The organism is Nissabacter archeti (assembly GCF_018257325.1).
Classification (GTDB): domain Bacteria; phylum Pseudomonadota; class Gammaproteobacteria; order Enterobacterales; family Enterobacteriaceae; genus Chimaeribacter; species Chimaeribacter arupi.
In genome coordinates, this window is record NZ_JAERKB010000011.1 from 24,983 (window position 1) to 40,005 (window position 15,023).

Sequence of the window (15,023 nt, forward strand, 5' to 3'; positions counted from 1 at the left end):
CCCGGCATAAAAAAGGCGGCCCGCAACGGCCGCCCAACACAAAGGTAAGTCAAACAAGAACGGCGCAAAACGAGGGTTACCCCTTCACCCCCCCGGCAGTCAGGCCACCGACCAGCCAGCGCTGGGCCAGCAGGAAGATGGCGGTGATCGGGATGGCGGAGAGCACGGCAGAGGCGGCAAAATCGCCCCATAAATAGTTCTGCGGGTTGAGGTACTGCTGCATCCCAACGGCCAGGGTGTAGCTGTTCACATCACGCAGCAGCAGCGAGGCCACCGGCACTTCGGTGATCGCGGCAATAAATGACAGAATAAACACCACCGCCAGAATCGGCACCGACAGCGGCAGCAACACCAGCCGGAACGCCTGCCACGGCGTGGCACCGTCCAGTGAGGCGGCTTCCTCCAGCGAATTATCAATCGTCCCGAAATAGCCCTTTATCGTCCACACATGCAGTGCGATGCCGCCCATATAGGCGAAGATCACCCCGCCGTGGGTGTTCAGCCCGATAAACGGCAGGTACTGGCCGATGCGGTCAAACAGCGCATACAGCGCCACCAGCGACAGCACCGCCGGGAACATCTGGAAAATCAGCATCCCTTTCAGCAGGCTGCTTTTGCCGCGAAAGCGCATCCGCGCAAAGGCGTAGGCGCAGGTGGTAGAGAGCGTCACGATGCCGATGGCGGTGATAAACGCCACCTTCACCGAATTCCACAGCCACAACAGCACCGGGAAGGGCGGCGGCGTCACGCTGCCGTCAGCGTGGGTGACGCTAAAGCCCAGCGCCAGCCGCCAGTGGTCCCAGGAGATTTGATCGGGGATCAGGCTGCCGGTGGCGAAGTTGCCGGGGCGCAGCGAAATCGCCACCACCATCAGCAGCGGGAACATAATCATCGCCACAAACGCGATCAGCAGCAGGTGTGTCACCAGCAGGCGTACGCGCTGCGATTTTGGTTTTACCATACCCATTGGCGGCTCTCCTTAGTCAAAGTTCATCTTGGTGGCTTTCAGGTTAAGGATCGCCAGTGCGCCCACCAGCAGGAAAATCAGCGTGGCAATCGCGGCCGCCAGCCCGAAGTCCTGCCCGCCGCCGCCTTCAAAGGCGATGCGGTAGGTGAAGCTCACCAGCAGGTCGGTATACCCGGCCGGGGTGGTGGTGCCGAGCCGGTCGGGGCCGCCGTTGGTCAGCAGCTGGATCAGCACAAAGTTATTAAAGTTAAAGGCGAAGCTGGCGATCATCAGCGGCGTCAGCGGGGTGATCAGCAGCGGCAGCGTGATGCGGAAGAAGTTCTGGAACGGTGTGGCGCCGTCCATCGCCGAGGCTTCATACAAATCATCCGGGATCGCCTTCAACAGCCCCATGCAGAGGATCATCATGTAGGGGTAGCCGAGCCAGGTGTTCACAATCAGAATCATCGCCTTGGCAGTGGTCGGGTCGCTGAACCAGGCGGGTTTAATACCGAACAGCGCGCCGAGCATCAGGTTGATCTCACCGAAACTCTGGTTAAACAGCCCCTTGAAAATCAGAATCGAAATAAACGACGGCACCGCATAGGGCAGGATCAGCAGCACGCGGTAGAGCGCCTTGCCTTTCAGCGCCTCCCACTGCACCACACAGGCCAGCACCATACCCACCGCCACGGTCAGTACCACTGTCAGCAGCGAGAACACAATCGTCCAGGCGAAAATCGACAGGAACGGTTTCTGGATGCCCTCATCCTGCATCACGCGCAGGAAGTTTTGCCAGCCGATGCCCACGGTAAAGCCGGGGCTGAGTTTTTCCGCCTGCCAGTTGCCCTGGGCATCCACGGCCTGATAGAAGCCGGTGTCCGGGTTTGGTTTGTAGACCACCTGGGTCTGGTTGTTGGTCAGCGTGGTGCCGTCGTCCGCCCGCGTATAGAGCGGTGCGGTGCCGGAGAACTGGCGCAGGGAGCTCATGCGCAGGTTAACGCCCTGCGGCAGGCGCGCCACCAGCGCGGCCATCGCCTGACGGTTCTGGGTGATCACACGCAGGGTGGCTTTGTCCCCTTCCGGCGCGGTCTGTTGCGCCTGCATCTCCAGCGGCGGCGGGTTCGGCCCCAGGCTGAACGGCTGCGAAATCCACTGGCTGTTTTTCACCGGGTCGGTGAGTTGCAGGCGCCACTTGTCGCCCGCCGGGTAGAGCGCGAAGGCGTAGGTGTCACCGGCCTGATACTGGCGCTGCATCAGCACGGACTGCGCGCGCTCAAAAGTCAGCTGGTTGGTGCTGCTGTAGTTGGTAAACGCAATGGCGATGGTGGCGACCAGCGGGAACAGCACAAACAATCCCATCCCGGCAAGCCCAGGGTAAACATAGCGCCAGGCATAGGCGCGGCGGTTGGCAAAGACATACAGCCCGGCGCTCAGCAGCACTAACGTAACAATGGCAAACAAATATTCACCCTGCGCATACATCAGCACCACCAGATAGGCAGTGAACAGGGAGAACAGGCCAATAACCAACCACTTCAGCGGATCGCTCTGCCACCAGGCGGTGGGTTTACGGCCGGCACGATCGGTACGGGTCAACTGCATAACGACGTTCCTTGCGATAAGACTGAGGGAGGATACGCCCGCCGCCCGGCCGGGGCGGCAGGGCGGCGGGGCGGGGCATTACTTGGTGATGCGGGCCTGCACGTCATCCAGTGCCTGTTTCACACTCTGGCGGCCGGAGACGGCGTTGATCACCGCGCTGCGTTCGGCATACCAGAAGGCGCTCATCTGTGGGATATTCGGCATGATTTCGCCGTTCTGCGAGTTCTGCATGGTGGCGGCGATCTTCGGATCTTTCTCCAGCTGTGCCTGGTAAGACTTCAGCGCCACCGCACCGAGCGGCTTGTCTTTGTTCACCTGCGCCAGCCCTTCGTCCGTCAGCAGGTAGTTCTCCAGGAATTCGGTGGCCAGCTCTTTATTCGGGCTGGCGGCGTTGATCCCGGCAGTCAGCACACCGACGAACGGTTTGGACGGCTTGCCTTTGAAGGTCGGCAGCACGGCCACGCCGTAGTTGATTTTGCTCTGCTCGATGTTGCCCCACGCCCACGGGCCGTTGATGGTCATCGCCGTCTGGCCCTTGTTGAAGGCCGCTTCCGCGATGGAGAAATCGGTGTCGGCGTTGATGTGCTTGTTCTTCACCAGATCAACGATGAATTGCAGCCCGGCCTGTGACCCGGCATTGTTCACCCCGACGTTTTTCACATCATATTTACCGTTCTCCAGCTTGTAGGCGTAGCCGCCGTCCGCCGCGATAATCGGCCAGGTGAAGTAGGGCTCCTGCAGGTTCCACATGATGGCGCTCTTGCCTTTGGCGCGCATTTCTTTGTCCAGCGCCGGGATCTCTTCCCAGGTTTTCGGCGGGGTTTTGATCAGGTCTTTGTTGTAAATCAGTGACAGCGCTTCCACGGCCACCGGATAACCGATCACCTTGCCGTCAAATTTCACGGCGTCCCAGGTGAAGGGGAAGAGTTTGTCCTTCGTCGCCTGGGACGGGGTGATCTCCGCCAGCAGGCCGGACTGGGCATAGCCGCCGAAACGGTCATGCGCCCAGAAGATGATGTCCGGGCCGTCGCCGGTGGCGGCCACCTGCGGGTACTTCTCTTCCAGCTTGTCCGGGTGCTCCACGCTCACTTTGATGCCGGTGTCTTTTTCAAAGCGTTTGCCCACTTCCGCCAGCCCGTTATAGCCCTTGTCACCGTTGATCCAGATGACCAGTTTGCCCTCTTCAATTTTGGCCAGAGCCGGGGCAGCGAGCACCAGCGTGGCCAGCGCAGAGAGTGCCAGCGTGCGGCTAAAGCGGGTGGCGCCAGACTTATTACGTGTGTGAGTCATAATCCTGTCCTGTTATCCGTGTCTGTAGGCAGCGACGCAGGCAGCCCTGAAAAGCTGGTGCGGCCGGGGTGAAAGAGTTTCAGCGTGGTCATAGTCGTTCACAATCCGACATACACTCATCCTCCCCCCCTCTACGCCCCCACAAATGGAGTTGTGACCGGCTTAACACTCCGGCCGGTTATGTGGCATCCGGCACACAATCAACAGGCTATTTTTGTAAGCCGGATCACAAACTTGGCATCAGGGCGGAACTTTTGTACCCCCGCTGTTGCGGCTCATCCTCCCGGCTCCTCCCCCACGAAAAACCTTGTTACGGATGATTACCGGCTGATTACAAACGCGCATCCTCACCACCAATTATTCGCCACATAAATTTTTGGCAGAAAGGAGTCTTGCATGGCAGGCGTTACGCTGCGGCACGTACATAAAGCCTACGGTGAAACCGTTATCTCTAAAGACATTAACCTGACCATCGATGACGGCGAGTTTGTGGTCTTCGTCGGGCCGTCGGGTTGTGGGAAGTCAACGTTGCTGCGGATGATTGCCGGGCTGGAGGAGATCACCTCCGGTGACCTGCTGATTGGTGAAAAGCGCATGAATGAGGTGCCGCCCGCTGAGCGCGGCATCGGCATGGTGTTCCAGTCCTACGCCCTTTACCCCCACCTGTCGGTGGCGGACAACATGTCGTTTGGCCTGAAACTGGCCGGCACCAAAAAGAGCCTGATCGGCCAGCGGGTCAACCAGGTGTCTGAAATCCTGCAACTGGCGCACCTGCTGGACCGCCGCCCGAAAGCACTCTCCGGCGGCCAGCGCCAGCGCGTCGCCATCGGCCGCACGCTGGTGGCGGAGCCGGATGTCTTCCTGCTGGATGAGCCGCTCTCCAACCTTGATGCCGCGTTGCGGGTGCAGATGCGCATTGAGATCTCCCGCCTGCACAAGCGCCTGAAGCGCACGATGATTTACGTCACCCACGATCAGGTCGAGGCGATGACCCTGGCCGACAAAATCGTGGTGCTGGACGCCGGGCGCGTGGCGCAGGTGGGCAAGCCGCTGGCGCTCTACCACTACCCGGCCAACCGCTTTGTTGCCGGGTTTATCGGCTCGCCGAAGATGAACTTCCTGCCGGTCAAGGCGATCGCCGCCGAGGCGGAACGGGTGCAGGTTGAACTGCCGAACCGCCAGCTGGTCTGGCTGCCGGTGGCCGGGCAGGGCGTCCAGCCCGGCAGCAACCTGTCGCTCGGCATCCGGCCGGAGCACCTGCTGCCGAGCGATGCCTCAGAGGTGACGCTCGCCGGTGAGGTGCAGGTGGTCGAGCAACTGGGCAACGAAACCCAAATCCATATCCAAATCCCTGCGCTGCGTCAGAACCTGGTCTACCGCCAGAATGACGTTGTGCTGGTAGAAGAAGGTGCAACATTCGCTATCGGCCTGCCGCCGCATCGCTGTCATCTGTTCCGTGAGGATGGCTCGGCATGCCAACGGCTGCATGACGAGCCGGGCGTTTAAAGCACGCACATGCCATCAGGCAAATCCATAACAGGAGATTTTAGATGTCTACTCTGCGCATTGTACCTCTGGCACTGGCGGTTGCGGCCGGTGTGATCTCTACTCAGGCGGCGGCGGTTGATTTCACCGGTTACGCCCGTTCCGGCATCGGCTGGAGCGGCAGCGGCGGTGAGCAACAATGTTTCCAGGCAACCGGCGCCCAGAGCAAATACCGTCTCGGTAACGAGTGCGAAACCTATGCTGAACTGAAATTCGGCCAGGAAGTGTGGAAAGAGGGCGACAAGAGCTTCTACTTCGACACCAACGTCGCCTACTCCGTTTCCCAGGAGAACGACTGGGAAGCCACTGAACCGGCTTTCCGTGAAGCCAACATCAAAGGTAAAAACCTGATTGATGCCCTGCCGGGTGCCACCATCTGGGCCGGTAAGCGCTTCTACCAGCGCCATGACGTGCACATGATCGACTTCTACTACTGGGACATCTCCGGCCCGGGTGCGGGTCTGGAAGATATCGATCTCGGCTTCGGCAAGCTCTCCCTGGCTGCCACCCGCAGCACCGAAAGCGGCGGCTCGATCGGCTACATCAATAATGACCGTGAAGAAGTCCCGACCTCCAACGACGTGTTTGACGTGCGTCTGGCCGGCCTGGCGGTGAACCCGGGCGGTACGCTGGAACTCGGCCTCGACTACGGCCGCGCCAACGCCCGTGACGGTTACTCGCTGGATGACAACGCCAGCAAAGACGGCTTCCTGGTCACCGGTGAGCACGTCCAGAGCTACATGGACGGCTTCAACAAATTCGTGCTGCAGTACGCGACTGACGGCATGAGCACCAACAACGCCAACGCCGGGCGCTCGCAGGGCGCACTGGTCAATAACGACGGCCACATGATCCGCGTGCTGGACCACGGTGCCATCACCCTGGCCGAGAAATGGGACCTGATGTACGTCGCCATGTATCAGGATGTTGACCGCGACAACAACAACGGCACCACCTGGTACACCGTGGGTGTGCGCCCGATGTACAAATGGACGCCGATCATGAGCACCCTGCTGGAAGTGGGCTATGACAATGTGAAATCGCAGGAAACCGGCGACCGCAACGGCCAGTACAAAGTCACCCTGGCGCAACAGTGGCAGGCGGGTAACACCATCTGGTCACGCCCGGCGATCCGTGTGTTTGCCACCTACGCCAAATGGGATGAGAAATGGGGTTATGACGAGGCGGGTGTCGCCGCGCGTGACACCGACCTGACCACCTTCAGCCGCGGCGATGATGACGAAGTCAGCTTCGGTGCGCAGATGGAGATCTGGTGGTAATACCGCGCGCCGCCGGGGCGATCCGGCGGCCGTGACCGGCACCCGGCCGGTCAACCTGTTATGGATGGTTTCAGAGATTAGCCGGCGCAGTGCATTGCCTGCCTGACGCCGGCACTCCCGTTCCACAAAAAGGGCTTCATCATGAAAAAAACACTGCTTTCCCTCTGCCTCACCCTGAGCATCGGGGCGATGGCACCGATGGCGGCACACGCCATCTCCCTGACTTCTTCTCCTTCCCCGGCGGTATCCAGTGATGTCTCTACCGCCCCGACGATTTCCCCTGAGGCGTTGCAGCAGCTCCCCTGGGTGCCGCTGGTACCGCCTGCTAATGAAACCCTTACCCTGAACGGCAGCAGCAGCCGCATCAACCAGGGCGATGTACAGGGTGCGGTGGCCGCCTTTGCCCTGCCTGCCGACCGCGGCTCGCTGGAGATCCGGCTGACCAGCGTGGCCGAAAACCGCTCGGTTTACGCCCCGAACGTGCTGGTGCTGGACGAACAGATGCGTCCGGCGGCGTTCTATCCCAGCAGCTATTTCCCGTATCAGCAGCCGGGCGTGATCTCCAGCGACCGGCTGGAAGGCACGCTGAAACTGACCCCGGCGCTGGGCCAGAAGCAGATCTATCTGCTGGTTTACACCACCCGGCAGGATCTGGCGCGCACCACGCAAATGGTGGACCCGGCCAAAGCCTATGCGGCGGGCGTCGGTAACGCGGTGCCGGCCATCCCTGATCCGGTGGCGCGCCACAGTGACAGCGGCACGCTGAAAATCAAAATCAGCGCTGAACAGCAGTCCGGCAATATCATGATTGGCCAGGCGGTCACCGCCCCGGCCCCGGCACCGGTGGTGGTCGGCAATACCGCACGTCCTGCCCCGGCCGCTGCACCGGCCCCGGCTCCGGCCAAACCCACAGAGCCGATGCTTAATGACACCGAAAGCTACTTCAATCAGGCCATCACCAAAGCCGTGAAAGCCGGTGAAATTGATAAGGCCCTGAAACTGCTGGATGAAGCAGAACGCCTCGGTTCGAAAACCGCGCGTCAAACATTTATCGGCAGCGTGAAAGGCAAGGGGTAACTCCCCACGCCGCCGTTTGTGGCTGGATGATTGGTGCGCTGCGGCGCACCTTTTTTCGTGGCCGCCCGGCTGCCCGGCCTGCCTGTCCCGCACGGTACGGCCGTCAGGTATTGCCGCCAGGTTAGTAGCTTGTTAATACACCCATTCCCCTAATGCTTTTCTGCGTTACAATAGCGCCCTGAATGTCCAGCCCGGTTTGAAAGAGTCCCCATGCCTGACGCGCGTCTCATCCCTGCTTCCCTGCACTGGCTTGGCCCGGCCGACCCGGTGCCGCCGCACATTGCCGACTGGCTGGGCGAAATCGGCTCCATGACCCGGCGTTTTGAACAACATTGCCGTGAGGTCACGGTGCAGCCGGTGAAAGAAGGGTTTATTACCCGCGCGGCATTGCGGCCGGAAGAGGCTGCCGACTTGCCCGACAGCCCGCGCTACTGGCTGCGTGAAATTGTGCTGCTGGGTGACGGTGTCCCCTGGCTGCTGGGGCGCACCGTTATCCCGGAAGAGACGCTGACCGGCCCGGATCGTGCGCTGGTAGACCTCGGCACCGTGCCGCTGGGGCGTTATCTGTTCGGCGGCGCGGCGCTGACGCGGGATTACATCTGTTTTGGCCTGACAGGCCAAGGGCCTGGCCTGGCCCACGGGGCATTTGATCAGCGCAGCGGGCATTCCCGCCGGGCAACCGGCGCAGAGCAGGGCGTAGGCGCCTGCTGGGCCAGGCGCTCACGCCTGCGGCTGTCGGGCAAACCGCTGTTGCTGACGGAACTTTTTCTTGCGGATGCGCCGGTCTACCGCGCGCCGCAGCCAACACACCAGGAGGGGAGATAAGGTGGAGGCAACTGTAATGCAGAGCAAATGGCGGGCGTATTGCCGCCTGATGCGGATTGATAAACCCATTGGTTCCCTGCTGCTGCTGTGGCCGACCCTCTGGGCGCTGTGGCTGGCCGCCGGGGGCGTGCCGCCGCTGAAGCTGCTGCTGGTGTTTGTGCTGGGGGTGTTTTTCATGCGCGCCGCCGGGTGCGTGGTGAATGATTACGCTGACCGCAAATTTGACGGCCATGTGAAACGCACCGCCGGGCGGCCGCTGCCGAGCGGCCAGATCACCTCCGGGCAGGCCAAGCGGCTGTTTGTGGGGCTGGTGCTGATTTCATTCGGGCTGGTGTTAACCCTGAACGGCATGACGATTGCCCTGTCGCTGGTGGCGCTGGCGCTGGCCTGGATGTACCCGTTTATGAAGCGGGTGACGCACCTGCCGCAGGTGGTGCTGGGCGCGGCGTTTGGCTGGGCGATCCCGATGGCGTTTTCAGCGGTCGGGGAGAGCCTGCCGCTGACCTGCTGGCTGCTGTTTATCGCCAACCTCTGCTGGACGGTGGCCTACGACACGCAATACGCGATGGTTGACCGGGATGATGATCTGAAAATTGGGGTGAAATCCACCGCCATCCTGTTTGGCGCGCAGGACAAGCTGATTATCGGCCTGCTGCAACTGGCGACGCTGGTATTGATGGTCATCGTGGGGCAGCTGATGCAGCTCGGCGCGGTCTATTACGGTGGGCTGGTGTTGGCGGGGGCGCTGTTCCTCTACCAGCAGAAGATGATTGCCGGCCGCCAGCGCGATCTCTGTTTCCGCGCGTTCCTGAACAATAACGCCGTGGGGATGGTGCTGTTCCTCGGCATTCTGGCCAGTTACCCGCCGTTCAGCGCCTGACCACCGGTTTTCCTGCGAAACCCGGTAATGGGGCAGAAACCGCAACGCGGCGAGTATCGGAAGCACCGCAATGGGGGCGGGGCGGCAAAACCCGCCACCGGGTGATAACCAATAAAAAAGGGCACTGCGAACAGTGCCCTTTTTGCTGCCTGCCGCCCAGGGGGCGGGCAACGCGGTATCAGTTGGCGTCCGGGTCGGCCGCTGCCTGGGCTTCTGCCGTCACCAGCAGCGCATCGGCCGGGGTCATCACGCTTTCAATCGTCAGGCGCACTTCCGGCGTCATCAGATCACTCAGCATGTTATAGACCGCCAGCGTATGCTCCTGGATGGCATCGCCCACATCGTTGATGTAGCCTTCGGCACGCAGCGTCCCCACCAGCGTCGAGAAGACCGCCTTGTCGAAGAACTCCGGCGCGTTGATGCCGTGCAGCACCGAGAGGCGCTGCGCCATGATACGGCTCTCTTTCTCCAGCGCACCGCGGCTGATGCTGGGGTTGGCGCTGAGCAGGGAGAGGGCAATCGCGTAGCGTTGCAGCGTCTCACGTACCCCGGCCGCCAGCAGTTGCAGCGGACGGATGCGGATCGGGTTAATCGCCAGCTCGTCACGGTCGGTGATGATCAGGTGCTGACGCGCCAGTTCATCGCACAGTGTGTCGAGCACGGCCGGTAACTCTTCTTTGGTGATGTGCAGGAACAGTTCCGCTTTCACCATCGGGTAGATCAGGCCAATCTGGCGCAGCAGCTCCGCCCGGCTGACGCGGCGGTGGTGCATCACGATGCTGGCAATCAGCGACGGCAGCACCAGCAGGTGGTGGATGTTGTTACGGTAGTAGGTCATCAGCACCGCCTGCTCACGCGGCAGGATGATGATGTCACCGATGTTGTCCTTCTCCACCTCGAACTTGTTCATCTTCAGCGCGTGGTCCAGCAGTTCCGCCGGGGTCTGGTCCGGTACCGTGACATCCCCGGCATACGGCACATTGCGCATCAGTTGCAGGTAGCACTCCAGCTGCTCCAGCAGTTGCTCACGGGTCAGCGAGCGCTGGCGGGAGGCGAGCAGGGCGGTGGAGCAGAGGTTCATGGCGTTGGCGGCAGCGGCATTGTTGATGCGCACCATGATTTTGTCGGCCAGATCCTGCACCGTCGGCGTCAGCCAGCTTGGGCGCTGCGCCTCGATCGGGTCGATGGCGTCACGCCAGGCCGGGACATGCTGGTTCAGGTAGGTGGTCAGCGGCAGCGGTTCACCGAAGTTCACATAGCCTTCGCCGAGGTTGCGCAGCTTGCGCAGGCCGCGCAGCATCTGCAACAGGCTCTCTTTCTCTTTGGTCGCGCCGCGCAGCTCTTTGGCGTAGGTGCCCACTTCCATCACATGCTCATAACCGATGTAGATCGGCACCAGCGTAATCGGCCGGGTGCCGCCGCGCAGCATCGCCTGGATGGTCATTGCCAGTGTGCCGGTTTTCGGCTCCAGCAGGCGGCCGGTACGTGAGCGCCCGCCCTCAACAAAGTATTCCACGGAGTAGCCGCGGGTGAACAGCTCACCCAGGTATTCACGGAACACGGTGGAGTAGAGTTTGTTGCCCTTGAAGGTACGGCGGATAAAGAACGCGCCGAGGCGGCGGAAAATCGGGCCGGCGGGCCAGAAGTTCAGGTTGATCCCGGCCGCGATATGCGGCGGCACCAGCCCTTGATGGTAGAGCACATAGGAGAGCAGCAGGTAGTCCATGTGGCTGCGGTGGCACGGCACATAAACGATTTCCTGGCCGTCCTGCGCCAGCTGGCGCACGCGTTCGGCGTTACTGACGTTGATGCCCTGATAGAGGCGGTTCCACGTCCAGCTCAGCACCCGGTCAGAGAGGCGCACGGTCTCGTAAGAGAAGTCCGCGGCGATCTCTTCCATCAGCGCGATGGCGTTCTGCTGCGCTTTGTCATGGGAGATCTTTTTGCTGCGCGCTTCATCTTCCACGGCTTTTTCAATCGCTTTGGAGGCGAGCAGCTTATTGAACAGATCCTGGCGGGCAGGCAGGCGTGGGCCGACGGCGGCCAGCCGCTGTCGGGCAAAATGCATCCGGGCGACGCGCGCCAGCTTCTGCGCAATGGTCTTGTCGGTGCCGTGCTCGGTCGCCATATAGCGCAGCGACACGGTATTGGAGAAGCGGACAAAGCTGTCGCGCCCCAGCCAGAGCACGGCAAAGAATTTCTGGATGCCGTTCAGCAGGCGCAGGTGCGGCATCATCTGCCCTTCGCCCTCACGCCCCGGCGAGCGGCCGAACATCACCGACACCGGCAACATCTGGATGTCGAGCGTCGGGTTGCTGCGGTGCAGGTCGAGGTAGTCGTGGAACAGTTTCACCGACTCATGCTGCGGGGTGTAATAGCGGAAGAACCGCGGCCCCTGGCCGATAAACACATGGCTCGGCAGCAAATGGCCGTCAATCTCCAGCGGGATCAGCGGGTCCGGCAGGTTCTGCGCCAGGCACTGCTGGCGAAGGGTGAGCAGATCCGCGTCGGAATCATAAGGTAATACATAAAGTATCGGCCGGGTCGGGTCCAGGCGGAACTCCGTGACCGGATCGGCAGGGATCACCTTGCTTCTTACCAATAATTTGAGCGGTAAGTTTAAAAGGGAATAATAAAGTTTGCGCCAACCTGACATAAAAATGTGAAGCCTCATAGTAGCAATGCGCCGCAAGGATAGCAGAAAGCCGGGTGGAGATCTTTCGTGCCGCACGGGGGAATTCCCGCTAAAATGTTGTTAATTCATCCTAAGGTGCAGAAAGTATGGCAAATCAGACGACCGGGTTGATCCGCATCTACAAAGCTGCCGGCTACTCCGTAAAGGGCGTGCTCGCGGCCTGGAAAAATGAAGCCGCATTCCGGCAGGAAGCCATCATGGTCATCCCGGCTATGTTACTGGCTTTCTGGCTGGATGTGAGCACCGCCGAACGCATTCTGATGGTCTCTTCACTGTGGCTTATCCTTATTGTGGAAATTATCAACAGTGCCATAGAAGCCATCGTCGACCGTATCGGGCCGGAACTTCATCCGCTCTCCGGCCGCGCCAAAGATTTAGGGTCGGCGGCCGTTGCGCTGGCTATCATACTGACACTTTTTGTCTGGGCAATGGTTCTGCTGCCGCGATTGTTCTGAGTTGCGAAGTTTTACGCAAAAGTAACCGGTAAAGCAGGTAAATCGCGTCATAAACAGGCTTTTTCTTGTTTGTGCGGTTTTCAAGGGCGTGTTTGCTGTATATACTCCCAGCAAGACTGTATAAACAACCAGGGGGCGGGATGAAAGCATTAACAGCCAGACAGCAAGAGGTCTATGACCTTATTCGCGACCATATTTCCCAGACCGGTATGCCGCCGACGCGTGCCGAGATTGCGCAACGTTTGGGGTTCCGCTCACCCAACGCGGCCGAGGAGCACCTTAAGGCACTGTCGCGCAAAGGGGTGATCGAGATCATTTCCGGTGCCTCACGCGGCATCCGTTTGCTGATGGAAGAAGAAGACGGCCTGCCGCTGATCGGCCGTGTGGCCGCCGGTGAGCCGCTGCTGGCCCAGCAACATATTGAAAGCCACTACCAGATAGACCCGGCAATGTTCAAACCCAACGCGGATTTCCTGCTGCGTGTCAGCGGGATGTCGATGAAAGACATCGGGATTCTGGATGGTGACCTGCTGGCCGTGCATAAAACGCAGGACGCACGTAACGGGCAGGTCGTGGTTGCCCGTATTGATGATGAAGTGACCGTCAAGCGCCTGAAAAAGCAGGGCAACATCGTGCACCTGTTGCCGGAAAACAAAGAGTTTTCCCCGATTGTGGTTGATCTGCGCCAGCAGACCTTCTCTATTGAAGGGCTGGCCGTGGGCGTGATCCGCAACGGCGACTGGAGCTGACCAGTCAGGGGCGCGGCTAATGGAACCGGCCGCGCCTATACAGTCCTCCAGCTGTGCCTCATCGCCCCTTTATTGGGGCGATGTCGTTTTTAGCGTTCCGCATTCCGGCAAGTTTACGCCTGTAAGAAAAGTGACCCTTTCTGATGCGATTCTCTGTGACTGCCTGCTTTGGGCAAACTGACCGGGATCTCTGGCGGCTGGCGCTGCCGATGATCTTTTCCAATATCACTGTGCCGCTGCTCGGGCTGGTGGACACCGCCGTGATCGGCCATCTCGACAGCCCGGTCTATCTGGGCGGGGTAGCCGTCGGCGCGATGGCGACCAGCTTTTTATTTATGCTGCTGCTGTTTTTGCGCATGAGCACCACCGGCATGGCGGCGCAGGCCTTTGGGGCGCAGAACCCGGCCCGCCTGGCGCGCGCCTTTATGCAGCCGTTGCTGCTGGCGCTGCTGGCTGGGCTGACGATCCTGCTGTTGCGCCATCCGTTGATTGACCTGGCCTTAAACATTGTGGGCGGCCACGACGCAGTGCTGCAACAGGCGCGGCGCTTCCTGGAAATCCGCTGGCTCAGCGCACCTGCTGCGCTGGCCAATATGGTGATCCTCGGCTGGCTGCTGGGCGTGCAGTATGTGCGCGCGCCGGTACTGCTGCTGATTGTCGGGAATCTGCTGAACATTGTGCTCGACCTCTGGCTGGTGATGGGCCTGCACTGGAACGTGCGCGGCGCTGCCTGGGCCACGGTGACGGCAGAGTACGCCACACTGCTGCTCGGGCTGTGGCTGGTGTGGCGGGTGATGCAGCGGCGCGGTATTGGCTGGCCGTTGCTGAAACAGGGCTGGCGCGGTGACCTGCGGCGGTTGCTGACGCTGAACCGCGACATCATGTTGCGCTCGCTGCTGCTGCAACTCTGCTTCGCTTCCCTGACGATTATCGGTGCCCGGCTGGGCAACGAGACGGTGGCGGTCAATGCGCTCCTGATGAACCTGCTGACCTTCACCGCCTACGCGCTGGACGGCTTTGCCTATGCCGTGGAAGCCCATTCCGGTGAGGCGTTTGGCGCGCGCAACCGCGAGCGGCTGTTGCGGGTGTGGCACGCTGCCTGCCGTCAGGCGGGGATGGTGGCGCTGGCGTTTGCCGCGGCTTACGCACTGTTCGGGATGCAGATTGTCCATGCGCTGACGTCGCTGCCGGCGTTACAGCAACTGGCGCAGCACTATCTCAGCTGGCAGGTGGTGTTGCCGCTGGCCGGGGTCTGGTGTTATCTGCTGGACGGCATGTTTGTCGGGGCGACACGCGGCCGGGAGATGCGTAACAGCATGGCCGTCGCGGCTGCCGGTTACGGCCTGACGCTGCTGACGCTGCCGTGGCTCGGTAACCATGCGTTGTGGCTGGCGCTGACGGTATTTCTGGCACTGCGCGGGGCGGCGCTGGGGTGGCTGTGGCACCGCCATCAGCAGCGCGGAAGCTGGTTTACGGCATCAACAGCCGCGCAATAAGGCAGGCGGCCGGCGCAGCAATTTGCTGCGCCCGGCCCGCTGGCGGACATATTGGTTTACATCTACTGACAGTTATTATCACTTCACGTTAACGTCTGTTTTCCCTTCCTTTTTAGGCTGTCCCTGTTCTGCTGTAACGCGTTTTTAAGGTTAATCTGACTGGAAAGGCGCCCAAATTCC

General features: G+C 60.9%; 12 protein-coding genes. 8 read left to right on the plus strand and 4 right to left on the minus strand.

Features of this window, described 5'->3' with window-relative positions:
* Nucleotides 1-76: 76 nt before the first annotated feature.
* From malG to malE, 3 genes are all read right to left on the minus strand, one after another.
* Nucleotides 77-967 (minus strand): maltose ABC transporter permease MalG, encoded by an 891-nt coding sequence (gene malG / locus JK232_RS15895; protein WP_101854193.1) that lies wholly within the window; start codon nt 965-967, stop codon nt 77-79.
* 12 nt (nt 968-979) lie between these two features.
* Complete coding sequence (gene malF, locus JK232_RS15900) at nt 980-2,551, minus strand: maltose ABC transporter permease MalF (protein WP_072932924.1); 1,572 nt, start codon at nt 2,549-2,551, stop codon at nt 980-982.
* 78 nt (nt 2,552-2,629) lie between these two features.
* Nucleotides 2,630-3,841: a maltose/maltodextrin ABC transporter substrate-binding protein MalE gene (malE, locus tag JK232_RS15905; protein ID WP_072932926.1), complete on the minus strand. Its 1,212-nt coding sequence runs from the start codon at nt 3,839-3,841 to the stop codon at nt 2,630-2,632.
* A 396-nt stretch (nt 3,842-4,237) separates the two neighbouring features.
* Between malE and malK the strand changes: the two genes are divergently transcribed.
* From malK to ubiA, 5 genes are all read left to right on the plus strand, one after another.
* Nucleotides 4,238-5,347 (plus strand): maltose/maltodextrin ABC transporter ATP-binding protein MalK, encoded by a 1,110-nt coding sequence (malK, locus tag JK232_RS15910; RefSeq protein WP_072932929.1) that lies wholly within the window; start codon nt 4,238-4,240, stop codon nt 5,345-5,347.
* 44 nt (nt 5,348-5,391) lie between these two features.
* The gene (locus JK232_RS15915; RefSeq protein WP_072932931.1) at nt 5,392-6,666 is read left to right on the plus strand and encodes a maltoporin; all 1,275 of its coding nucleotides are present in this window, start codon (nt 5,392-5,394) and stop codon (nt 6,664-6,666) included.
* A gap of 141 nt (nt 6,667-6,807) precedes the next feature.
* Nucleotides 6,808-7,743, plus strand: coding sequence for a maltose operon protein MalM (malM, locus tag JK232_RS15920; RefSeq protein ID WP_101829051.1), 936 nt, complete (start codon nt 6,808-6,810; stop codon nt 7,741-7,743).
* A gap of 210 nt (nt 7,744-7,953) precedes the next feature.
* Entirely contained in the window at nt 7,954-8,568 is a 615-nt protein-coding gene (locus tag JK232_RS15925; RefSeq protein ID WP_101829052.1) for a chorismate lyase, read from the plus strand.
* A 16-nt stretch (nt 8,569-8,584) separates the two neighbouring features.
* The gene (gene ubiA, locus JK232_RS15930; RefSeq protein WP_246538611.1) at nt 8,585-9,448 is read left to right on the plus strand and encodes a 4-hydroxybenzoate octaprenyltransferase; all 864 of its coding nucleotides are present in this window, start codon (nt 8,585-8,587) and stop codon (nt 9,446-9,448) included.
* 178 nt (nt 9,449-9,626) lie between these two features.
* Here ubiA and plsB read toward each other — a convergent pair whose 3' ends face one another.
* The gene (gene plsB, locus JK232_RS15935) at nt 9,627-12,104 is read right to left on the minus strand and encodes a glycerol-3-phosphate 1-O-acyltransferase PlsB (RefSeq protein ID WP_072932941.1); all 2,478 of its coding nucleotides are present in this window, start codon (nt 12,102-12,104) and stop codon (nt 9,627-9,629) included.
* Between the two features lie 125 nt (nt 12,105-12,229).
* Between plsB and JK232_RS15940 the strand changes: the two genes are divergently transcribed.
* From JK232_RS15940 to dinF, 3 genes are all read left to right on the plus strand, one after another.
* Complete coding sequence (locus JK232_RS15940) at nt 12,230-12,598, plus strand: diacylglycerol kinase (RefSeq protein WP_072932943.1); 369 nt, start codon at nt 12,230-12,232, stop codon at nt 12,596-12,598.
* Nucleotides 12,599-12,738: 140 nt separating this feature from the next.
* Complete coding sequence (lexA, locus tag JK232_RS15945) at nt 12,739-13,347, plus strand: transcriptional repressor LexA (RefSeq protein ID WP_072932946.1); 609 nt, start codon at nt 12,739-12,741, stop codon at nt 13,345-13,347.
* 143 nt (nt 13,348-13,490) lie between these two features.
* The gene (gene dinF, locus JK232_RS15950) at nt 13,491-14,843 is read left to right on the plus strand and encodes an MATE family efflux transporter DinF (RefSeq protein ID WP_212589395.1); all 1,353 of its coding nucleotides are present in this window, start codon (nt 13,491-13,493) and stop codon (nt 14,841-14,843) included.
* Nucleotides 14,844-15,023: the final 180 nt, after the last annotated feature.